Source organism: Streptomyces sp. SirexAA-E (genome assembly GCF_000177195.2).
Taxonomy (GTDB): Bacteria; Actinomycetota; Actinomycetes; order Streptomycetales; family Streptomycetaceae; genus Streptomyces; species Streptomyces flavovirens.
On sequence record NC_015953.1, the window covers coordinates 5714230 to 5736111 of the forward strand.

Sequence of the window (21882 nt, forward strand, 5' to 3'; positions counted from 1 at the left end):
TGAACGGCGCGCCGTGTGGTGAGGATGGAGATATGGGATTCCATGTCGACTCCGAGGCCGGGCGGCTGCGCCGCGTCATCCTGCACCGCCCCGATCTGGAGCTCAAGCGGCTCACCCCGAGCAACAAGGACGCGCTCCTCTTCGACGACGTGCTGTGGGTGCGCCGGGCCAGGGAGGAACACGACGGCTTCGCCGGTGTGCTGCGCGACCGCGGCGTGGAGGTGCACCTCTTCGGTGACCTGCTCCGCGAGTCGCTCGGCATCCCGGCGGCCCGGCGGCTCGTGCTCGACCGGGTCTTCGACGAGAAGGCGTACGGCCCGCTCGCCACCGAGCACCTGCGCGCCGTGTTCGACGAGCTGCCCGCCGAGGAACTGGCCGAGGCCCTGGTCGGCGGGATGACCAAGCGGGAGTTCCTGGAGCGGCACGCCGAGCCGACCTCGGTCCGCTTCCACGTCATGGACCTGGACGACTTCCTCCTCGACCCGCTGCCCAACCACCTCTTCACCCGGGACACCTCCGCCTGGATCTACGACGGGGTGTCCATCAACGCGATGCGCTGGCCCGCCAGGCAGCGCGAGACCGTCCACTTCGAGGCGATCTACCGGCACCACCCGCTGTTCACCGGACCCGAGGCGGGTGTCTTCCACCACTGGTCACAGGGCCAGGACGACTACCCGTCGACCATCGAGGGCGGCGACGTCCTGGTCATCGGCCGGGGCGCTGTCCTCATCGGGATGAGCGAACGCACCACCCCGCAGGCCGTGGAGATGCTCGCGCGGGGCCTCTTCGACGCCGGGTCGGCACGGACGATCGTGGCCCTCGACATGCCCAAGCGCCGCGCTTTCATGCACCTCGACACGGTCATGACGATGATCGACGAGAACACCTTCACCCAGTACGCCGGGCTCGGCATGCTCCGCTCCTACACGATCGAGCCCGGCAGCGGACCCCGGGAGCTGAAGGTCACCGACCACCCGCCGGAGCACATGCACCGGGCCATCGCCGCCGCGCTGGGACTGGACGGTATCCGGGTGCTCACCGCCACCCAGGACGTCCACGCCGCCGAGCGCGAGCAGTGGGACGACGGCTGCAACGTCCTCGCCGTGGAGCCGGGGGTGGTCGTCGCCTACGAGCGCAATGCCACGACCAACAGCCATCTGCGCCGCGAGGGCATCGAGGTCATCGAGATCCGGGGCAGTGAACTGGGCCGTGGCCGGGGCGGCCCCCGTTGCATGAGCTGCCCGGTGGTCCGCGACCCGGTGTGACCGGGGCGGCGGCAGGGCGGCCGGCCCCGGGGCCCACGAAGAGAGCACCCCGGGTCTGTATAGCGATGCGGTCCCTCGTATAGACTTCCAGCGTCACCGTACGCGGCACGCATGCCGAGCCAGACCCAGGAGCAGCCACCATGGCCAACGACCTCGCAGGCCGCCACTTCGTCAAGGAGCTGGACTTCACGGCCGAGGAATTCCGCGGCCTGGTCGCCCTGTCCGCCGAGCTCAAGGCCGCCAAGAAGGCGGGCCGGGAGGTGCGGCGGCTGCGCGGCAAGAACATCGCGCTGATCTTCGAGAAGACCTCCACGCGCACCCGCTGCGCCTTCGAGGTGGCCGCCGCCGACCAGGGGGCCTCCACCACCTATCTCGATCCCTCGGGCTCCCAGATGGGGCACAAGGAGTCGGTGAAGGACACGGCCCGGGTGCTCGGGCGGATGTTCGACGGCATCGAGTACCGGGGCGACAGCCAGCAGGTGGTGGAGGAGCTCGCCGCGTACAGCGGGGTCCCGGTCTTCAACGGGCTCACCGACGCCTGGCACCCCACGCAGATGCTCGCCGACATCCTGACGATGACCGAGCACAGCGAGAAGCCGCTGGAGCGGATCGCCTACGCCTACCTCGGCGACGCCCGCTTCAACATGGGCAACTCCTACCTCGTCACCGGTGCCCTGCTCGGCATGGACGTCCGGATCGTCGCCCCCGCCGCCTACTGGCCGGCGAAGGAGGTCGTGGACCGGGCCCGCGAGCTCGCCGGAACCAGCGGGGCGCGCATCACCCTCACCGAGGACATCGACGAGGGTGTCCGGGGCGCCGACTTCGTCGCCACCGACGTCTGGGTCTCCATGGGCGAGCCCAAGGAGGTCTGGGGCGAGCGCATCGCCGCCCTCGCGCCGTACGCCGTGACCATGGACGTCCTGCGCGCCAGCGGCAACGACGCGGTGAAGTTCATGCACTGCCTGCCGGCCTTCCACGACCTCGGCACGAAGATCGCCCAGGGGGTCCACGACCAGCACGGACTGAAGGAGCTGGAGGTCACCGACGAGGTGTTCGAATCCGCGCACTCCGTCGTCTTCGACGAGGCCGAGAACCGCATGCACACGATCAAGGCCGTCCTGGTCGCCACCCTCGCCGGGAACGACGGCACGACGTCGGCCGGGGACACCGCCCCGAGTGCATGAAAATGCGCCCGATTGGGTGAACATGCATGAGAGTGGCTACGATGGTGCCACTTGGTGGGGTTCGGGCTCGCACGCCCGAACCCCATTTCCCGTTCACGGGCCGTCCCCCACAGCCCGTCGACGCTCCCCCCCCCACGCAGCACCGGAGAAGAGAACGTCCGCATGAGTCCGGCCCCCCACACCCCGCCCCCCGCGAGCCCGCCGCGCAGGCCGGGGGCGCGCGTCAAGAGTCCAGCCCTGCTGCTCGCCGAGTCCGGCGCCGACCTGGAAGGGCACGGCCTCAAGCGCACCATGGGGCTCTTCCAGCTGGTCTGCTTCGGCGTCGGTGCGATCGTCGGCACCGGCATCTTCGTCGGCCTCTCCGACAGCGTCGCCGAAGCGGGCCCCGCCGTGGTGGTCTCCTTCGTCCTCGCGGCGATCACCTGCATCTTCACGGCGTTCTCCTTCGCCGAGCTCGGCGGCGCCATCCCGGTGTCCGGCAGCTCGTACTCGTTCGCCTACGCCACCCTCGGCGAGCGCGTCGCCTTCCTGGTGGGCTGGTGTCTGCTGCTGGAGTACGGCGTCTCGGTCTCCGCGGTCGCCGTCGGCTGGAGCCAGTACGTCAACGAACTGCTGGACAGTCTGATCGGCATCCACCTGCCGGCGGCGCTCTCGGCTGGGCCCGGTGACGGGGGTGTGATCAACCTGCCCGCGGTCGTCGTGGTCATGATGGCCGCCACCCTGCTGGTGCGCGGCATCCGGGAGAGCGCGGGCGCCACGGCGGCGATGGCGGTCCTGAAGATCGGCATCCTCGTCGCGTTCTGCGCCGTCGCCTTCACGGCCTTCGAGGACGGGCACCTCTCGCCGTTCGCCTCGCACGGGGTCGCCGGGGTCACCGCGGGCGCGTCGGTGGCGTTCTTCTCGTACATCGGGTTCGACGCCATCACCACGGCGGGCGAAGAGGTCAAGAACCCCCGGCGGAACATCCCGATCGCGATCATGATCTGCATCGGGCTCGTCACCCTGCTCTACTGCGCCGTCGCCCTCGGCGCCATCGGCGCCCTGGGGGAGGACGCCGTCTCCGGGAAGCCGGCCGCCCTCTCGCTGGTCGTCGACCAGGTCACCGACTCGTCCGTCGGCGGCGGGATCATCGCCTTCGGCGCCGTCGTCGCGATCGCGTCGGTGGTCCTCGCCGTGATGTACGGCCAGACCAGGATCCTGATGTCGATGTCCCGCGACGGCCTGGTCCCCCGGGTCTTCGAGCGGGTCTCACCCCGTACGCACACCCCGGTGGCCAACACCTGGATCGTCGCGGTCGTCTTCGCGCTCCCGGCCGCCTTCTCCTCGCTCGACGTCGTCGTGAACCTGACGACCATCGGCACCCTCGCGACCATGGCCGTGGTGAACATCGCGGTCATCGCCCTGCGCCGGGGCCACCCCGAGCTCAAGCGGTCCTTCCGGGTCCCGCTCTACCCGCTCAGCCCGGTCCTGGGAGTCGGCTTCTGCCTGTACCTGATGTACGGCACGGGCTGGACGACCTGGGTGCAGTTCGCGGTCTTCCTGGCCGTCGGCGCGCTGATCTACGCCTGCTACGGGCGCGGCAGGTCGCGGCTGGTCAGCTCCGCGGCGACGGACCCAGCTGCGCCGGAATCGCCGGGAGCGTGAACCAGACGGCCTTGCCGTGCTCCGTGGTGCGGTGACCGCAGGCGGAGCTGAGCGTGCGGATGAGCAGCAGTCCCCGGCCGTGTTCCTGCCAGGGGTCGGGCGCGCTGCCGGGACCCGGCCGGGACAGGTCGCCGGGCGGGCCGGGATCGCGGTCGTGCACCTCCACCTGGCAGCCGGTGGCCATGAGCTCGACGACCAGCTCGATCGGGCCCGCGCCGCCGGTGTGCTCCACGGCGTTGGCGACCAGCTCGGCGGTGAGCAGCTCGGCCGTGTCGCTGTCCGCCGCCGCCTCGATGTCCGCCAGTGCCGTACGGACGAGGGCGCGGGCGATCGGCACGGCGGCCGTGGAATGCGGCAGGGCGATACGCCAGGAGGCCGGTGAGGGCGAGGGGGCGGGGGCGTCGGGCGGCACGGCGGGGTTTCCTTCGGGAGCGAGACATCCTGCACAGGACCTCTGTTCCGGCACTGCTGTTCCAGGAACCGCCGTACCGGGACTGCTGCACCAGGAGTACTGAAGCAGGACTACCTGGGCCCAACCCTACGAAGTGCGAAGGCCGGGGCACAGAGGCTGCCGACCGGTACAAACGGGACCTTCGCCACCACGGTCTCACGGATCGTTTATCCCGCGCCTGTGACTCACGACACCCTCACCGGCGGCCGTGCCTGGTCACGCGGGGGCCAGGGTGACGATCAGCCGGTCGCAGACGGCCTCGAAGCCGATACGCCGGTACACCCCGTTGCTCGTGGGGTTGGCGAGGTCCGCGAAGAGCAGCACCTCCTCGGCGCCCGCCTCGCGGGCCGCCCGGCTCACCTCCGCCGTCACCGCCGCCGCGTACCCCGCACCCCGGTGTTCCCGGGGTGTGTAGACGGCCGAGACCCGGACCGTGCCCGCGACCGGCCGGGAGACGCCCGCCATCGACACCGGCAGGCCTCCGGCCTCCCACAGCGTCAGCCCGCCGTGCCCCAGCCGATCGTCCACCAGCCGCTCGGCCCCGGCGCCCGGCTGACCCGTCTCCGCGCCGAAGGCCCGCACCCAGGCGACCAGCAGGGCCCGGTCGGCCGCGGTGGCCACCCGCGGGAGGCCGGGGACCGGAGGAGGAGGGACCAGCACGTCGAGGCGGTACAGCCGGTGCCCGGCGTCGACCCGCCCGCCGTGACGCGCGGTCAGCGCCTCGGCCGTCGCCCGGTCCGCGTTGACCACGGGCAGCGGGCAGGCGTCCAGCAGCGGACCGATCGCCTGGGGGGCCACCGTGCCCAGGACCGCCGGGTGCGGCGGCGTCCGCACCAGCGTCCCCCCGACCTCGCCGTCCGCCCCGCGCCACCAGCCGAGCACCGGCGCGGCCTCGCCGTACGCGTGCGGGCCGTGGCGCGCGAGGGTCGCCGTGACGGTGAGCAGCAGGGTGTTCTCGACGGGGCGGGCGGCGGGCGAGGGCCCGGCGGCGTCCAGGAACACGCCCACGTCGTCGGTGAAGGTCCACGTCATGCCTCATCCTCCCGGACCGGGCGGTCGCCGGGCACCCGGACGGGCGCGGTACGACGAGGCCGGGGCGGCGGACGCGTCACGCGTCCGCCGCCCCCGGGTGCGGGAGAACGAGGGCTATCAGTAGGGCTTGACCAGCACGTGGGCGGCGCCGGGGATACCGATCTTCAGGAGCTCGTCCTCCTCGGGGGTCGTCGCCGCGCCCATCTCCTCCTTGAGGATCGCCCGCGACAGGTTCTGCACGAACATGGCGCGCGGACGGCGGCGGGCCTCCCACGCGGCGAGCGCGGCGGCCACGTCCTCCTCGACGTCCAGCGACCGCGCCAGGACGAGGGCGTCCTCCACCGCCATCGCCGCACCCTGGGCGAGGTGCGGGGTGCTCGCGTGCGCGGCGTCACCGGCGAGGACGACCCGGCCGACGTGCCAGGGCTCATCCACCGTGACCTGGGAGATGCGCGAGTGGACGACGGCGTCGGGGTCCTTGACGTGCGAGAGCGCCTCGGCGACCGGCCCGCCGAAGGCGGTGAGCCGCTCCGCGAGCTGCTCGTGCGCACGCTCCGGGTCCGGGCGGAAGCCGGGCTCCTCGGCGAAGACCGCGCCCAGGTACATCAGCTCGTCCGTGATCGGGGTGAGCAGCGCCTTGGCGGCGTGGTTGCCGGTGCTCATGACGACGCCCCGGACCTCGGGCTGCCGGGGCACGGTGACACGCCAGTTGGCGAAGCCGGTGTACTCGGGCGTGAAGCGGTCGCCGTAGAGCCGGGTCCGCAGCGGCGAGCCGATGCCGTCGAAGCCGACGACCAGGTCCCAGCGGGCCGACGAACCGTCGGACAGGGTCACCTCTGCGCCGGAGCCGTCGTCGGACAGCTCGGTGATCGTCGTACCGAAGCGGATCGTTGCCCCCGCCGCCCGGGCGGCCTCGCCCAGTACCTCGGCCAGGGCCGGGCGCGGTATCCCGTTGTTGGAGGGGGCGTCGTCCATCCGCGGCTGCGGGATCCTGGCGAGGGTGGCGCCGGCCGGGTCGCAGATGGTCAGCACCTCCCACTCGAAGCCGGCCGCGACGCACGCGTCGAGCACGCCGATCTCACGCATCACGTGGAGGGCGTTGGACGGCTGGATGATGCCGACGCCGAGAGCGTCCAGTTCGTCACGGACTTCGGCGATCTCGACGGTGTGCCCGCGCTGGGCGAGCGCGACGGCGAGGGTCAGTCCGCCGATGCCGCCGCCATGGACCAGGACACGCAGAGGGGTTGTCATATCGGATCTCTCCAGGCGAGAAGGATGAGGAAGCGGAGGGCGGGAGCGGGCGCCGGTCAGCCGACCGCCGCGGGCAGGCTCATCAGGTGGTCGACCAGGTCGTCCCCCATGGACCAGAAGCGTTCCCGGCGACGCTGGTGCCGGATGATGATCGGTCGGTGACGTTGAGAACTCGGCCACGTGGATGCTAGCCACGGTGAAAACTGAAGAGAAAGTGGGCTCACGCGTACAACGCGGTGCGCCCCCACCGTCCACCAACGCGGTGCGCCCCCACCGTCCACGCAGGTGTGGCCCGGCGCCTGGGGCAGGCCCGAGGGCCCCGCGGCGGCGGAATCACCGTGAGCTACCGGAGTGCCCGGCGGTGCCCGGCCCGAGCCGCGTGGTGCCGCCGCCCGAAGGCGGGCGCCCGGTGAGGTGCCGGGCGGCCCGGCCGGGCGATTCCCGCACGTCCACGGGGTCGCCCTCTGGCGAGGCGGCACGGAGGCAGCTGTTCCGCAAGGGCGCCGCGAGCGGATCCGGCTGACGGAGTGTGGAGCCCGGGACTCCGGGAACACGCCTCTCTGTGACCACAGCGGAGCGTGCGCCGGCCTTGTCCGGGGCGTCCCGGGGCCAGTGGTCCGCGCCTCACGCGGCGCGCCGGACGGGTGAACGGAGCCAGGGGATATATCTGTATTCGGTGCCCTTCGCTCACTCTGCGCCCTTTGTCCCTCCGGTCTCCCCGTCGTGATCACGCTCATCGTCTGCCACTTCGCCCTCGCGGCCTTCGCGGTCCCGCTGGTGCGCCGGCTCGGCCGACGCGCCTTCCTGGTGCTCGCGCTGCCGCCCGCCGCCACCACGGTGTGGGCGGTCACCGAATGGAGCGGCACGGCTGCCGGAGGGGCGGCCACCTGGTCCTGGAAGTGGATCCCGGACTACGACGTCTCGCTCGGACTGCGCCTGGACGCACTCGCCGAACTCATGGTGCTGCTCGCGGCCGGGGTCGGCACGCTCGTCCTGCTGTACTGCGCCTCGTACTTCACCGACGACTCGCCCCGGCTGGGCTCCTTCGCCGGCAACCTGCTCGCCTTCACCGGCGCGATGCTCGCCCTGGTCCTCGCGGACGACCTGATCTCCCTCTACGTCTTCTGGGAGCTCACCACGGTCTTCTCCTACCTGCTGATCGGCCACGGCAGCGAACGCAAGCAGAACCGCAGGTCCGCCCTCCAGGCACTCACCGTCACCACACTGGGCGGCCTCGCCATGCTGGTGGGCTTCCTGATCATCGGTCAGGCCGCCGGCACCTACCGCATCTCCGCGATCGTCGCCGACCCGCCCGACGCCACACTCGCCGTGTCGGTCGCAGTCGCCCTCGTCCTGTGCGGGGCCCTGTCCAAGTCCGCCATCTGGCCGTTCAGTCTCTGGCTGCCCAACGCGATGGCCGCGCCCACTCCCGTCAGCGCCTATCTGCACGCCGCCGCCATGGTGAAGGCGGGCGTCTACCTGGTGGCACGGCTCGCCCCCGGCTTCGCCGACGTACCCCTGTGGCGGCCCGTCGTCCTCGTGCTCGGCGGAGCGACCATGCTGCTCGGCGGCTGGCGGGCGCTGCGCCTCAACGACCTGAAGCTCGTGCTGGCCTACGGGACCGTCAGCCAGCTCGGTTTCCTCGTCGTGCTCGCCGGGGCCGGCAACCGGGACGCCGGGCTCGCCGCCGCCGCCATGATCCTGGGGCACGCCCTCTTCAAGGCCGCGCTGTTCCTCGTCACCGGCATCATCGACCACGCCACCGGCACCCGTGACCTCCGCAAGCTCTCCGGCGTCGGCCGTACGGCCCCCTGGCTGTGCGCGACGGCGGTGCTCGCCGCCGCGTCCATGGCCGCCCTCCCCCCGCTCCTGGGCTTCGCCGCGAAGGAGGCCGCCTTCGACGCGCTGCTGCACGGCGACACCGCCGACCGCTGGGTGCTCGCCGTCGCCGTCGCCGGTTCGGTGCTGACCGTGGCGTACACCCTCCGCTTCGTCTGGGGAGCCTTCGCCCGCAAGCCCGGCGTCGAGGACACCCCCGTGCAGCGGGTGGGGCCCGCCTTCCTGGCGCCGCCCGCGCTGCTCGCGCTCGCCTGCCTGGTGCTGGGCCCCGGCGTCGGCTGGACGGACGGGCTGCTCAGCGCCTACGCCGACACGTTCCCCGCCTCCCCCCACCCCTTCCACCTCGCCCTCTGGCACGGCTGGGGAACGGTCCTGCTGCTGTCCGCCGCCACCTGGGCCGGCGGCGCCCTGCTCTTCGCGGCGCGCACCACCGTCACCCGGTTCTCCCGGCGGGTCGCCTGGCCGACCGCCGACAGCGTCTTCGGCCACATACTGCTCGGCCTGGAACGCCTCGCCCTCCAGGTCACCGGCTTCGTCCAGCGCGGCTCGCTCTCCGTGTACCTCGCCACCACCCTGCTGGTGATGCTGGGCGGCCAGCTGGCGGTGCTGTTCACGGACCGCCCCTGGGACGGGGCGGCCGCCCCCCGGCTGTGGGACACCCCGCTCCAGGGCGGGGTGGCGGTGCTGACCTGTGCGGCCGCGCTGCTCTGCCTGACCGTCAGCCGCCGTATGAAGGCCGTCGTCCTGGCCGGGCTGACCGGGTACGGCACCGCCCTGCTCTTCGTGGTCCAGGGCGCCCCGGACCTGGCGCTCACCCAGTTCTGCGTCGAGACCGTCTCCATGATCGTGTTCGTGCTCGTGCTGCGCCGGATGCCGGTGCACTTCCAGGAGTCCGTCAGCCCCTGGCGGCGGGCGGTCCGCGTTCCCGTCGCGCTGGGCGGCGCGGCCACCCTCGGGGTGGCGCTGTGGGTGACGGCCGCCGCGCGCGTCGCACCGCCGGCGGGTGCGGCGATGGTCGAGGAGACCGCCCACCACGGCCTCAAGGACGTGGTGGCCACCATCCTGGTCGACCTGCGTGCCTGGGACACGATGGGGGAGTCGGCGGTGCTGGCCGCCGCCGCGATCGGGGTCACCAGCCTCATCTACGTACACCGCCGCAGCGAAGCCGACATGAAGCCGGGAGAACTGCACGGCGAGACCGCCTGGTCGCTGAGCACCACCTCGCTGACCGGGGTGCCGCAGGGCGACGACACCGCCCCCGAACGCACCTGGCTGGCCGCCGGATCGACCCTCGCGCCCGAACACCGCTCCGTGGTCTTCGAAGTGGTCGCCCGGCTCGTCTTCCACCCGATCCTGGTCCTCTCGCTGTACCTGCTGTTCTGCGCGGAGAACATGCCGGGCGGAGGGTTCGTCGGCGGACTCGTGGCGGGGCTCGGACTCATCACCCGCTACCTCGCGGGCGGACGCTTCGAACTCGCCGAGGCCGCCCCCCTGCAACCCGGGCTCTTCACCGGCCTCGGGCTCTTCCTCTCCACGGGCGTCGCCCTGCTCGGCCTCGTCGACGGCACGGTGCTGCACGCCTGGACCTACCACGGGCACCTGCCCGTCATCGGCGACTTCCACATCGGCACGCCGGTCCTCTTCGACTGCGGCGTGTACCTCCTGGTGCTCGGTGTCGTCCTGGACATCGTGCGCGCGCTCGGCGCCAAGGTGGACCGGCAGATCGAGCGGGCGGCCGGTGCGCTCGCGCCGGCCGAGTCCGGAAGCGGAGGCACGGGCCGATGACCGTCAGCGTCTCCCTGCTCCTGACCGCCGTGGTCCTGTGCGCGGTCGGCGGCGTCCTCATGCTCACCAGGCCGCTGACCCGCATCCTGCTCGGCGCGGTGATCGCGAGCAACGGCATCAACCTGCTGGTGATCTCCTCGACCGGCAGGGCGGGGGAGGCCCCCCTGCTCTACGGCGTGGCGCTGGGCCGGGTCACCGACCCGCTGCCCCAGGCCATCGCGCTCACCGCCATCGTCATCACGCTCGCCACCACGGCGTTCCTGCTCGCCATGGCCTACCGCAGCCACCAGCTGACCGGCACCGACGAGGTCCACGACGACCTGGAGGACCGGCGCATCGCCCTGCGCGCGGAGGTGCGGGGCGAGTGGGAGGAGATCCGGGAGGAGTACCTGACGGAATCCGACCGCACGCCCGAGGACCGTGACCGCTACCGCGAGGAGCGCAGCCGGCTGCGGGCCCGCCTCCGCGCCGACCGGGCCCTCCAGGCCAGGGGCCGGGACGCCACGGGCGACCTCTGGCACGACATCCTGGGGGCCGACCTGGACGACTACCCGGAGGCCCGGGGAACCCGCGCCCCTTCCGCCGCGGAGCCCGCCGACCTCGACCCGGACGCCTTGGCCCACGACTCGGGCGCCGAACCGTCGGACTCGCCCTCCACCCCCGGGGACGCGGAGCCCGATGGTCCGGACGGGCCGGGGGGAGCCCCGGGCCCCGACGACCCGGGACCCGACGACTCCGGCCCTGCCAACGGCTCCGGCCCCGCCGACGGCTCCGGCCCCGCCGGACCCGATCCCTCCGATCCCGACCGAGGAGCCGCCGGATGAACGCGCTCGTTCCCCTGCCGGTGCTGCTGCCGCTCTGCGCCACCGGCCTGAGCCTCGCCTTCGGTACCCGGCTCGCCCGCTTCCAGCGCTTCATCAGCGTCGCCGTGCTCAGCGCCGTACTCGGCCTCTCCGTCGTCCTGATGGTGGCGGCCGACCGGCAGGGACCCCTCCACGTCGACCTCGGCGACTTCCCGCCGCCGCTCGGCATCACCCTGGTCGCCGACCGGCTGTCCGGGCTGATGCTCACCGTGTCCTCGGCCGTCACCCTCGCCGTCCTGATCTACTCGCTCGGCCAGGGCATGGCCGACCGGGACCAGGAGACGCCGGTCGCCGTCTTCCACCCCGCCTATCTCATCCTGGTGGCCGGGGTGTCCTGTACGTTCCTGGCCGGCGACCTCGTCAACCTCTTCGTCGCCTTCGAGATCATGCTGGTGTCCAGCTTCGTCCTGCTCACCCTCGGCGGCACCGGCCCCAGGGTCCGGGCCGGCTCGACCTACGTCATCATCTCGCTGTTCTCCTCGATGCTGTTCCTGACCGCCATCGCCATGACCTACGCCGCGGCCGGAACCGTCAACTTCGCCCAGCTCGCGGCACGGCTTCCCGAACTCCCGCTCGGCGTGCAGACCCTGATCCAGGCGATGCTGCTCACCGTCTTCGCCGTCAAGGCCGCCGTCTTCCCCGTCGCGGCCTGGCTCCCCGACTCCTACCCGACGGCACCCGCCCCCGTCACCGCCGTCTTCGCCGGCCTGCTGACCAAGGTCGGCGTCTACTGCATGCTGCGCACGGAGACCCTGCTCTTCCCCGGCAACCGGCTCGGCGACCTGCTGATGGCCGTGGCCCTCTTCTCGATGGTCGTGGGCATCCTCGGCGCCGTCGCCCAGACCGACCTGAAACGGCTCTTCTCCTTCACCCTCATCAGCCACATCGGCTACATGATCTTCGGGATCGGGCTCGCCTCCCGCGAGGCGTACGGCGGGGCGATCTTCTACGTCGTCCACCACATCACCGTGCAGACCACACTCTTCCTCGTCGCCGGACTCATCGAACGGCGCGGCGGCACCAACGAACTGACCCGGATCGGCGGACTGGCCAAGTCGGCCCCGTTCCTCGCGGTCCTCTTCTTCGTCCCCGCGATGAACCTCGCCGGCATCCCGCCGCTCTCCGGCTTCATCGGGAAGCTCGGCCTGATGCGGGCCGGGGTCGCCGACGGCAGCGCCTGGGCGTGGGTCCTGGTCGCCGGAGCGACCACGACGAGCCTGCTCACCCTGTACGTGATGGCCAAGGTCTGGAACCTCGCGTTCTGGCGGGCCGAACCGCCCGACCAGGCCGCCTACGGCACCGTGCTGGAGGACTCCGACGACTCGGACGACTCCGACTCCGACACCGGGCCCGACCGGATCCCCGGTTCCGGGGACGAGGGGGTCAGCGGCGCACCGGCACCGGCCGGGCAGGCCGTCGCCGCGAGCCTGCACGGACGTGCCGTCACCACCACCACCCGGCCGCCCGGCGCGATGACCGCCGCAACCGTCGCGGCGGTCGCCCTCGGCCTCGCCTTCACGGTCCTGGCCGGCCCGCTGACCGCCTTCACCGACCGCGCGGCCGCCGAACTGATCGACCGCGGCCCCTACACCGAGGCGGTGCTCGGCCGGTGAAACGCCTGATCACGCTCTCCCGCCGCGACCCCGAACTCCCGCCGTTCAGCGCCGAGTTCGCCGGGCGCCGGCGCCGGGTGCTCGACCTGCCGCTGATCGCCTGGCTCACCGTGATCTGGGTGCTGCTCTGGTCCACCCTGACCTGGGCCAACGTCATCACCGGCGCGATCGTCGCCGTCTTCGTCTCCCTGGCGTTCCCGCTGCCGCGCGTGGACCTCGGGCTGCGGCTGCACCCCTGGGGCATCGTCGTCCTCGCCGGCTATCTGCTCTACGACATGTACACCTCCGGGGTGAAGGTCACCAAGCAGATCTTCACCGGCTACCCGCACCGGCCCGCCGTCATCGCCGTACAGCTGCGCTGCCGCAGCGACCTGATGCTCGCCGCGACCGCCGTCTCGGTGTCCAACGTGCCGGGCGGCTCGGTCATCGAGGTGCGCAGAGCCACCGCCACGCTCTTCCTGCACGTCCTGGACGCGGACCAGCCGGCCGCGCTGGAGGCGGCCCGGCGTTCGGTCTGGCGCCTGGAGAGGCTGACCGTCAGGGCGTTCGGCACGAGCGACGAGATCGAGCGGGTGGCGGAACCGCCACCGGGCCAGGAGCAGGACGACAACGGGAGGCAGGGAACATGAGCGCACCGGAGACCGTCGACCGGGCCCTCCTGGTCGCCGCCGTCGTGATCGTCGTCGTGGCGGGGGCGCTGCTGCTGTACCGGATCTGGCGCGGCCCCTCCATGCTGGACCGGGCCATCTCCCTGGACGTCCTCGCCGCCCTGATCATCGCCGGGCTCGGCGCCAAGTCCGCGATGGCCCGCGACCCCTACTACTTCCCCATCATGCTGGTGCTGGCCTTCCTCGGCTTCACCGGCTCGGTCGGCATCGCCCGCTTCATCGCCGTACGCGACCGGCCGCCCTCGCGTCCGGCGCCGGCGCGCCCGGCGGACGGGAAGGGCCCCCGATGAGCGTCTGGACGCAGTTCACCGACACCCTCGGCGCCGCCCTGGTCCTCCTCGGCGCGGCGACCTGCCTGCTCGGGGTGATCGGCATGCTGCGGCTGCCGGACGTCCTCTCCCGCAGCCACGCGGCGACCAAACCCCAGACCCTGGGGCTGCTGCTCGTCCTGGCCGGCGTCGCGCTGCGGATGCGCAGCGGCACGGACCTGGCGACGCTGGCCCTCATCGGCTTCTTCCAGCTGATGACGAGCCCGGTCGCCTCCCACCTGGTGGCCCGTTCCGCGTACCGCACCGGCCAGATCGAGCACGACGAGCTGCTCATCGACGACCTGGACGAACAGCTCACCGAACGGGCCCCCGAACCGGAGCCCGAGCCGGGCTCCGGCAAGGACTGACCCGCCTACGCCCCGGGCAGCCGGTCCAGGAAGCCGCTGACCGAGCTGATCCGGCCGTCCTCGGCGAGGGCGATCACGTCGAAACCGGCGGCGGGCGAGGAGCCGTCCGCCCGGGAGACCAGGTCCCAGGTGAAGCGGACCAGGTGGTGGTGGGCGTCCGGGGTGCCGGTGAGGACGAAGTCGAATCCGGCGAACTGCTCCTGCGCCCCGCCGATCGCGGCGGCCAGGCCGTCGTGGCCGCGCACGTCGGCGAGCGGGTCGGTGTAGGTGGCGTCCTCGGTGAATCCGGCGGCCACCGCCTTGCCGAGCTCCTCGGCGCTGCCCGCGTTCCACGCGGCGAAGTAGCGCCGCACAGCGTCCTGGTGAACCGTCATGGTGACGTCCCTTCCCTCGGTACCGCGGTGCTCCGCGGCGACGGGAACAGCTTCTCCCGGGGCTCGGGGGACGTCGATTACCTGCCGGGTCATGCGGTCCGGATCGAGGCGAGGAGTCGGCCCACGCCGGTCACCCCATGTCTGCCATGATGCACCGGTCGCGGTGACCGGTCGCTGGGGGGCGTATGGGAAGCACGGGTACGACGCTGCGCGCGTTGCGCGGCGCACAGAAGTCGTCCAAGGGCGTCTCGCTCTACTCGCGGTACCTGAACCGGCCGGCCGGCCGCCTGCTGGCCGCAGGTGCCTGGCGGGCCGGACTGACACCCAATCACGTCACCGGGATCAGCGCGGGCTTCACCTTCGCGTCGATCGCCGCCGTCGCCCTCGTGGAACCGGGGTGGTGGCTGGGGGTGGCGGTCTACGCGGGGCTCGCCCTCGGCTTCGCCTTCGACTCGGCCGACGGGCAGCTCGCCCGGCTGACCGGACGGGGAGGCCCGGACGGTGAGTGGCTGGACCATGTGGTGGACTGCGCGAAGATGATCCTGGTCCACACCGCCGTACTGATCTCTTTCCACCGTTTCGGTGAACTGCCGTCCGCCACATGGCTGTTGCTACCGATCGGCTTCCAGTTCGCCGCCGTGCTCACCTTCTGCGCGGGACTGCTGCGCGAACAGCTGGGCAAGGCCGCTGCCGGTGCCGCAAGCCTCGCGGCCGGCGCCCCGGCCCCGGTGTCGCGGGTGCGGGCCGTGGCACTGCTGCCCGCCGACTACGGGGTGTTCTGCCTGGTCTTCCTGCTGCTCGGTGCCCCCGCGGCCTTCCGCGCCGGATACGCGGCGCTGGCCGTGGTGCACGCCCTGTTCCTGGTGGCGTTCCTGGTCAAGTGGTTCAGGGAGCTGAAAGCGCTCCGGGCGGGCTGACGAGCACGTCCAGCGCCCGGCGCAGCTGGGTGCTGGACGTGTGCACCGTGTACGGGAAGTAGACGACCTCGACGCCGACCTCGGCGAAGTCGCGCTCCAGGCGGGCTCCCTTGTCCGTGCCCCGCCAGTCGTTCCCCTTGAAGATCACGTCGAAGCGGACCTGCTGCCAGGTCTCGATCTTGTCCGGCACCGTCTCCACGAAGGCGGCGTCCACGAAGCGCACACTGCGCACGATCTCCAGGCGCTCCCGCAGCGGGATCACCGGCTTGTGGCCCTTGGCGAGCGTCGCCATCTCGTCCGACACGACCCCGGCCACCAGGTAGTCGCACTGGCTGCGGGCGTGCCGCAGGATGTTGAGGTGACCGACGTGGAACAGGTCGTACACCCCCGGGGCGTATCCGACTCTGTGCTGCACCATCCGTTCTCTCCCCCCACGGTGGAACTGGTCCAACGACCTTACTGTGAAGAGCACTTGAGCAGCCCGTGAACGGATAAGCTCGGCGCAGAGGCTGCTTTGGGGGGAGGCCACCGTCCGATGTCCGACGCTGAGGGCCACAGGCCGCACCGACCGCTCGAGAACCGCCGGCTCCTCGTGGTCTCCACCAACTACGCACCCGAGGTGACGGGCATCGGCCCGTACGCCACCCAGCTCGCCGAGCACTGGGCTGCGTCCGGCGCCCACACCCAGGTCCTGGCCGGCATGCCGCACTACCCGGCCTGGCGGACCGACGAGCCCTACCGGGGGGTGTGGCGTCGCGAGGAGAGCCTGCGGGGGGTGGGCGTCCACCGGCGCCGCCACTACGTCCCGCCCCGGCAGAGCGCGCTGCGCCGCGCCGCCTTCGAAGCGTCGTTCCTGGTCCACGGGCTGCTCGCCCCGCCGCCGGGCCGCCCCGACGCGGTGGTCTCCCAGATGCCCAGCCTGGCGGACGGTGTCATCGGTGCCCGCATCGCCCGCCGCCACCGGGTCCCGCACGTACCCGTCGTCCAGGACCTGATGGGCGCCGCCGCCGCGCAGAGCGGTATCCGGGGTGGCGGCCGGGCGGCCTCCGCCGCCTCGGCGGCCGAGCGGTACGCCCTCGGCGGCGCGGCCCTCGTCGGCGTCATCCACGAGAGCTTCGTCCCGGGCGTCAAGGCCCTGGGCGTGGACGCCGGGCGCATCCGGGTGGTGCCCAACTGGACGCACGTGCGAGCTCCTTCGGGGGACCGGGCCACCACCCGGGCCCGGCTCGGCTGGCGTGAGGGCACCCCCGTGCTGCTGCACTCCGGCAACATGGGGCTCAAACAGGGGCTCGACGTCCTCGTCCGGCTCGCCCGGCTGGCCCCCGACATCCGGGTCGTGCTGATGGGCGACGGCAACCAGCGCGAGGCGTTGCGTACGAGCGCCGCCGGGCTGCCCAACGTCGACTTCCTGCCGCCCGCGGACGCGGCGGAGTTCACCGATGTGCTCGCCGCGGCCGATGTGCTCGCCGTGACCCAGCGGGCCTCGGTGCTCGACATGAGCGTGCCGTCCAAGCTCACCTCGTACTTCGTCTCCGGGCGGCCCGTCGTCGCCTCCGTCGCCGGGGAGGGCGGCACCGCCGACGAGGTGCGCCGCGCGGGCGCCGGGGTCCTCGTCGCCCCGGAGGACCCCGGCGCGCTCCTGGCCGCCGTACGAGGACTGGCCGAGGACCCGGCGGCGGCGGACGCGCTCGGCGCGCGCGGGCCCGACTACGTCGCCCGCCACCTGAGCCGCGAGGCCGGCCTGGCCCGCTTCGACGCCCTGCTCGCCGAGGCACTGGGGGACACACGGCCCGAGGCGCCAGGCCACGCACAAGGGGGAGCACGCCGATGACGCATCCGATCCGCACCCTGGAGGAGCAGGACGAACCGGCCCTCCTGCGTGACCAGTTCCGCCAGCTCCTTCGCTACCGGACGCTGCTCGCCCTGGGTGTCGCCATCGGCCTCCTGGGCGGCGCCTTCCTCGCCCTGAGCGGCGAGGACACCTACACCGCCACCGGCGAGGTCCAGGTCAGATCCGCGACCGCCGACCCCTTCGCCACCGGCGCCTCCGCCGACAAGGGCATCAACATCGGCTCCGAACGCCAGACCGCCGTCAGCGACACGGTCGGCACCCTGGCCGCCCGCAGCCTCGCGGCGAAGGGCGACAAGGCCGACGCGCGCACGCTGCTGCGCGGCCTCCAGGTCACCAACCCGCCCAACACCCTCACCCTGCGCTTCGCCTACACCACCACCGACCCCGTCCTGGCCAAGGTCCGCGCCGACGCACTGGCCGACGCCTACCTCGCAATACGCCGACAGCGCACCGAGGGCAGCATCGACAACATGGTGAACGGCTACCGCGCCCAGCTGAGGCCCCTCGTCGAGCAGCGCGACCAGCTGGCGGAGCAGGCCGGCGGGAGCGCGGCCGACGACACCGAGAGCGCCCGCGCCAACCTCGTCGTCGCCATCTCCGAGCTCAACCGGAAGATCGTCGAGCTGAAGGCGCTCGACACCACCCCCGGCTATCTGAACAAGGAGCCCGTCGTCCCCACCACCCCCACCGGTGCGGGCCTCCCGCTCCTGCTGGGCCTCGGCGGCGTGGTGGGCCTCGCGCTGGGCATGCTGCTGTCCTGGGTGCGCCTGGTCTTCGATCCGGCCGTACGCTCCACCCGCGAGCTGGTCCGGTCGCTGGGCGCCCCTCTCCTCGGCACCCTGCCCCGGGAGCGCGGATCGGCCGGAACCCTGCTCGCCATCGGACGCGGCGGCAGCCGACTCGCCGAGGAGTACCGGGCCGTCGCCTTCCGGCTCGCCTACGACCCGGCGTTCGCCCGGGCCCGCCGGCTGTTGGTGACGACCCCGCGCGGGGACAACGCGGCGGCCGCGGCCGCCGCCGCGAACCTGGCCGCCGCGTTCGCCGAGATGGGCCGCGACGTGCTGCTCGTCGAGGCCGACCTGCGCACCCCCTCGCTCGCCCCGCGGCTGGGCTCGGTGGCCCGCGAGGCCGGGCCCCGCCGGGCCGCCCCGGGCGAGGAGGACGGCGGCTGGCCCGCCGGCAGCCGCTCGAACGTCGACGTACCGGGGTCCGGGGCCTTCACGCTGGTCGCCGGGCAGCCGGTGGACAACGTGCCCCGGGCGCTGACCTCGGCGCCCGTCGGACGGATCCTCTCCGAGGGCGACCGTCCCGGGGCCGTCGTCATCGTGCTGGCCCCGCCCGTCCTCTCGTACGCGGACGCCGTGGCCCTCGTCGACCGCGTCGAAGGCGTCGTGGTCGTCTGCGACCCGCGCGAGGTGCACCGCAGCGACCTGGAGCGCATCCGCGAGATCATCGGCGCCTCGGGCGGCACGGTGCTCGGCGCCCTGCTCCACCCCGCCCGCAAGGGCGCCCGCAAGGAGGCCCGGAGGGACGAGCGCGACGACGGACGCAAGAAGTCCGGCAGGCGGCGCGGCACCGGTGCACCGGACCCCAGGTCCGGGCACCCCCGCCAGGACGGCACCAGCGGCGACCCGACCGAGACCCTCGGCCTGCGCAGCCCCTTCGGCACCCCCGCCGGACGTCCGTGAGGGCACGCGCCGCGATCGTCTGCTCCGTCGCGGACCAGGCGGTGGCCGCGCTGACCAACATCCTGGTGCTGGTGGCGGCGGCCCGGCTCTCCACCGTGGACGGCTTCGCCCGCTTCTCCGCCGTCTACCTCGTCTTCACCGTGCTGCTGGGCGTCTTCGGCGCCTACACCGGGCAACCGCTGGTGCTGCGACGCGGCGAGGGGGCCGAGGTCGCCGGAGCGTGCAGGTCGGCGGCCGTGTTCACGCTGCTCGCCGCCGCCGCCGTCGGTGCCCCGCTCGCCGCCGTCTGCCTCCTCCTGCCGGGCGACACCGCCCGGGCGCTGGCGATGCTCGGGCTGGTGCTGCCCGTGGTCCTCGGCCAGGACACCCTGCGCTACGCCTTCTCCACCCTCCAGCTGCCCCACTTCGCGCTGCTCGCCGACGTGCTGCGGCTCGGCTGTGTCCTGGCCGCCCTCACCACCCGGACCCACGGGGCGGGCGCGGCACGGCTCGTCCTGGTGTGGGGGCTGTCCGCGCTGCCCGCCCTGCTGCTGTCCGCCGCCCTCCTCCACCGCCGTACGGCCGGTACGCCCCTGCGGATACGGCCCCTGCTGCGCCCCGGGCACCTCGGGCGGAGGTTCGTCGTCGAGTTCGGCGTCGGCAACGCCACCAGCCAGCTCTCCGTCCTCGGGCTCGGTGCCGTGGGCTCCCCGCTGGTGGTCGGGGCGCTGCGCGGCGCGACCACCCTGTTCGGCCCGCTCAACGTGCTCTTCACCTCCGCCACCAGCTTCGGCCCCCCGCTGCTGGGCCGGCTCGACGGGGACCGCCGGCGGGTCCGGGCCACCGCCGCCCTCGCCGCCGTGCTGGCCGCCACCGCCGCGGCCTGGACCACCGTGCTGGCCCTGCTGCCCGGCACGGCGGGCCGCCACCTGCTCGGCGACACCTGGCCCACGGCCGCCGCCCTGCTGCCCGCGACCGGCAGCCAGTACGCCGCCATGGCCGCCGGGACCTGCGGGCTGCTCGCCCTGCGCATGCTGGATCCGCGCACCACCCTCGCCGTCCAGGTGGTCTTCTCGCTGCTCTCCGTCGTCCTCCTCGCGGGCGGTTACGCGCTCGCCGGGGTCCCCGGAGCCGCCTGGGGACTCTGCCTGGGCTCCGTCTGCAAGGCCGCCGCCACCTGGACCCGGGTGGCCCGGCTGCGCCGCGACCGGGCCGGCGGAGGGGACACCGTCAGCGTGACCCCCGCCGGGAGCCGGTCCTGAAGCTGGTGACCAGCGCCAGACACAGCGCCACGACGGCCAGCTTCCCGGCCGCCTGGAGCAGCGGTCCGCGCAGCAGGATGAAGGTGTACCCGGCGATCACCGGCGCGGCCACGGCCAGCACACTGCCCGGCCCGGGGCCCGCCCGGGTCACCGCGAGCGCGTACCGCCGGTCCGTGCGGGCCGCCGCATAACCGGTCAGGGCCAGCCCGCCCACCATGCCCACCGCGCCGAAGTCCACCCAGAGCTCGGTCCACAGGGGGGCGGAGAGGTTGGTCATGTTCATCCCCATCCACTCACCCACCCGCACCCCGGTGTCCTCCGGCTTCCCGCTCCACACCGCACGCGGGACGAAGAACAGCGCGGAGCCCGCCAGTTGGCGGCCGTAGGTGTGACCCCGGGTGTCCACCCAGGAGACCGTGTTGGCGAACATCACCGTCTGGTCGTAGTCCTTCGTCGCCAGCGGCTCGAAGACCGAGGCGGACCGCACGGGCCGGTAGCCCTCGTCGTCGTACCGGAAGCGGTCCGCGTACGGGAACAGCACCAGCGCGCCCACCACCCCCAGGGTCAGCACCGACCGGTAGACCGCCGCACTGCTCGGGAACGCGGTGAACAACAGCGAAACAAGGACCGTCAGGAACCAGTAACGGGCATTGGAAATCGGGTTGTTGACGACGAGGTTGAGGACCGCCAGGGCAGCCCACACCAGCACCGTCGAGGGGGTGCGCCGGGTGGTCCGCGAGGTCGCCAGGCGGCGGGTGTGGAAGAGCAGCGCCAGCAGCGCCGGTACGGTGCCGAAGCCCTTGAGGAACGCCGACCCCACGTTGGACCCGTCCGAGGCCACCCCGCTCTGCGCCAACGACGCGCTGATCTCCTGCCGGCTGGTGAAGAAGACCGCGGGCCCGCCCAGCTTCAGCACGTAGTAGCCGCTCGCCGCGAACGCCAGCACCACCAGCAGCCGCAGCCGCACCCGGTGCGCGGTCGCCGGGCCGTGTCCGCCCCGGGCCGGTCTGCGGCGCAGCGGCCGCCGCGACGCCAGCAGCGCCCCCAGGTCGAACGCCGCACAGCCCATCAGGACCATCGACACCGCCGTCACCAGGTCCGAGCGCGGCCCGACCATCGGCGTCGGTGTCTGCCCGATGACCACCTGGGCGAACGGCGCGACGCCCATCGCGATGTACACGAACATCCAGAAGACGCCCTGGAGCAGCCGCCGCCGGGTGGACAGGATCATCGTGGCGAGCCGGGCCCCGGCGTAGCAGGTCAGGACCAGTTGCAGCCAGTACGTGGTGTCCCGGGTGCCGGAACCGGGCTGCGCCGCGATCACGGCGGGCAGGAAGCAGACCAGCCCGAGGATGAGCGGCACCGCGAGCGCCCGCGAGAGCATCGCCCACGACAGGGATCTGCCCGGCGGCCCGGCCGGCGGGCGCGGAGCGCCGGCCCGGCCCGGCGCGGGCGGTGGCGAAGCCTCGTGCACGGACGTCATGGCCCCCCGTTCGGCCGATCACCGGACCGATCAACACCTTAACGAATCAGCCCACT

Annotated in this window: 19 protein-coding genes; 13 read left to right on the top strand and 6 right to left on the bottom strand. The window is 72.9% G+C overall.

All coding sequences use genetic code 11. The features are described 5' to 3' along the window. Positions 1-32: 32 nt before the first annotated feature. From SACTE_RS25420 to SACTE_RS25430, 3 genes are all read left to right on the top strand, one after another. Positions 33-1265: an arginine deiminase gene (locus tag SACTE_RS25420; RefSeq protein WP_014048881.1), complete on the top strand. Its 1233-nt coding sequence runs from the start codon at positions 33-35 to the stop codon at positions 1263-1265. A 140-nt stretch (positions 1266-1405) separates the two neighbouring features. Then, positions 1406-2449 carry an ornithine carbamoyltransferase gene (gene argF / locus SACTE_RS25425; RefSeq protein ID WP_014048882.1) on the top strand — a complete coding sequence of 348 codons (1044 nt, stop codon included), beginning with the start codon at positions 1406-1408 and terminating at the stop codon, positions 2447-2449. A 162-nt stretch (positions 2450-2611) separates the two neighbouring features. Continuing rightward, positions 2612-4093, top strand: a complete 1482-nt coding sequence (locus SACTE_RS25430) for an amino acid permease (RefSeq protein WP_014048883.1) — start codon at positions 2612-2614, stop codon at positions 4091-4093. On the opposite strand, the gene SACTE_RS25435 is transcribed toward SACTE_RS25430, so the two are convergent. From SACTE_RS25435 to SACTE_RS25445, 3 genes are all read right to left on the bottom strand, one after another. Continuing rightward, positions 4044-4505, bottom strand: coding sequence for an ATP-binding protein (locus tag SACTE_RS25435; RefSeq protein ID WP_014048884.1), 462 nt, complete (start codon positions 4503-4505; stop codon positions 4044-4046). The two genes, SACTE_RS25430 and SACTE_RS25435, sit on opposite strands and share 50 nt — an antisense overlap. Positions 4506-4760: 255 nt before the next feature. Continuing rightward, on the bottom strand, positions 4761-5576 hold the full coding sequence (locus SACTE_RS25440; protein WP_014048885.1) for a GNAT family N-acetyltransferase: 816 nt from the start codon (positions 5574-5576) through the stop codon (positions 4761-4763). Between the two features lie 117 nt (positions 5577-5693). Continuing rightward, entirely contained in the window at positions 5694-6827 is a 1134-nt protein-coding gene (locus SACTE_RS25445; RefSeq protein WP_014048886.1) for an FAD-dependent monooxygenase, read from the bottom strand. 723 nt (positions 6828-7550) lie between these two features. Between SACTE_RS25445 and SACTE_RS25450 the strand changes: the two genes are divergently transcribed. The 6 genes from SACTE_RS25450 to mnhG are packed head-to-tail and all read left to right on the top strand — an operon-like array spanning position 7551 to position 14271. Continuing rightward, positions 7551-10451 carry a Na+/H+ antiporter subunit A gene (locus SACTE_RS25450; RefSeq protein ID WP_014048887.1) on the top strand — a complete coding sequence of 967 codons (2901 nt, stop codon included), beginning with the start codon at positions 7551-7553 and terminating at the stop codon, positions 10449-10451. Then, positions 10448-11275, top strand: a complete 828-nt coding sequence (locus SACTE_RS25455; RefSeq protein WP_014048888.1) for a Na(+)/H(+) antiporter subunit C — start codon at positions 10448-10450, stop codon at positions 11273-11275. The genes SACTE_RS25450 and SACTE_RS25455 overlap by 4 nt, the downstream gene beginning before the upstream one ends. Further along, entirely contained in the window at positions 11272-12927 is a 1656-nt protein-coding gene (locus SACTE_RS25460; RefSeq protein ID WP_014048889.1) for a Na+/H+ antiporter subunit D, read from the top strand. The genes SACTE_RS25455 and SACTE_RS25460 overlap by 4 nt, the downstream gene beginning before the upstream one ends. Then, complete coding sequence (locus tag SACTE_RS25465; protein WP_014048890.1) at positions 12924-13556, top strand: Na+/H+ antiporter subunit E; 633 nt, start codon at positions 12924-12926, stop codon at positions 13554-13556. The genes SACTE_RS25460 and SACTE_RS25465 overlap by 4 nt, the downstream gene beginning before the upstream one ends. After that, complete coding sequence (locus SACTE_RS25470; RefSeq protein ID WP_014048891.1) at positions 13553-13885, top strand: monovalent cation/H+ antiporter complex subunit F; 333 nt, start codon at positions 13553-13555, stop codon at positions 13883-13885. Before SACTE_RS25465 ends, SACTE_RS25470 begins: the two co-directional genes overlap by 4 nt. After that, entirely contained in the window at positions 13882-14271 is a 390-nt protein-coding gene (gene mnhG, locus SACTE_RS25475) for a monovalent cation/H(+) antiporter subunit G (RefSeq protein WP_014048892.1), read from the top strand. Before SACTE_RS25470 ends, mnhG begins: the two co-directional genes overlap by 4 nt. Before the next feature lie 5 nt (positions 14272-14276). Here mnhG and SACTE_RS25480 read toward each other — a convergent pair whose 3' ends face one another. Further along, positions 14277-14645, bottom strand: a complete 369-nt coding sequence (locus SACTE_RS25480) for a nuclear transport factor 2 family protein (protein ID WP_014048893.1) — start codon at positions 14643-14645, stop codon at positions 14277-14279. Positions 14646-14830: 185 nt separating this feature from the next. Here SACTE_RS25480 and SACTE_RS25485 point away from each other — a divergent pair, with 185 nt between their 5' ends. After that, positions 14831-15562: a CDP-alcohol phosphatidyltransferase family protein gene (locus tag SACTE_RS25485; protein ID WP_014048894.1), complete on the top strand. Its 732-nt coding sequence runs from the start codon at positions 14831-14833 to the stop codon at positions 15560-15562. Here the strand turns inward: SACTE_RS25485 and SACTE_RS25490 are convergent. After that, positions 15531-15980: an adenylyltransferase/cytidyltransferase family protein gene (locus SACTE_RS25490; RefSeq protein WP_014048895.1), complete on the bottom strand. Its 450-nt coding sequence runs from the start codon at positions 15978-15980 to the stop codon at positions 15531-15533. The genes SACTE_RS25485 and SACTE_RS25490 overlap by 32 nt on opposite strands. Positions 15981-16097: 117 nt before the next feature. Between SACTE_RS25490 and SACTE_RS25495 the strand changes: the two genes are divergently transcribed. From SACTE_RS25495 to SACTE_RS25505, 3 genes are read left to right on the top strand one after another with little or no spacing between them, the layout of a single operon-like run. Next, positions 16098-17393: a glycosyltransferase family 4 protein gene (locus SACTE_RS25495; protein WP_014048896.1), complete on the top strand. Its 1296-nt coding sequence runs from the start codon at positions 16098-16100 to the stop codon at positions 17391-17393. Beyond that, on the top strand, positions 17390-19102 hold the full coding sequence (locus SACTE_RS25500) for an LPS biosynthesis protein (protein WP_014048897.1): 1713 nt from the start codon (positions 17390-17392) through the stop codon (positions 19100-19102). The genes SACTE_RS25495 and SACTE_RS25500 overlap by 4 nt, the downstream gene beginning before the upstream one ends. Beyond that, the gene (locus SACTE_RS25505; RefSeq protein WP_014048898.1) at positions 19099-20343 is read left to right on the top strand and encodes a hypothetical protein; all 1245 of its coding nucleotides are present in this window, start codon (positions 19099-19101) and stop codon (positions 20341-20343) included. Before SACTE_RS25500 ends, SACTE_RS25505 begins: the two co-directional genes overlap by 4 nt. On the opposite strand, the gene SACTE_RS25510 is transcribed toward SACTE_RS25505, so the two are convergent. After that, the gene (locus tag SACTE_RS25510) at positions 20312-21826 is read right to left on the bottom strand and encodes a hypothetical protein (RefSeq protein WP_026359133.1); all 1515 of its coding nucleotides are present in this window, start codon (positions 21824-21826) and stop codon (positions 20312-20314) included. The two genes, SACTE_RS25505 and SACTE_RS25510, sit on opposite strands and share 32 nt — an antisense overlap. Positions 21827-21882 lie beyond the last annotated feature (56 nt).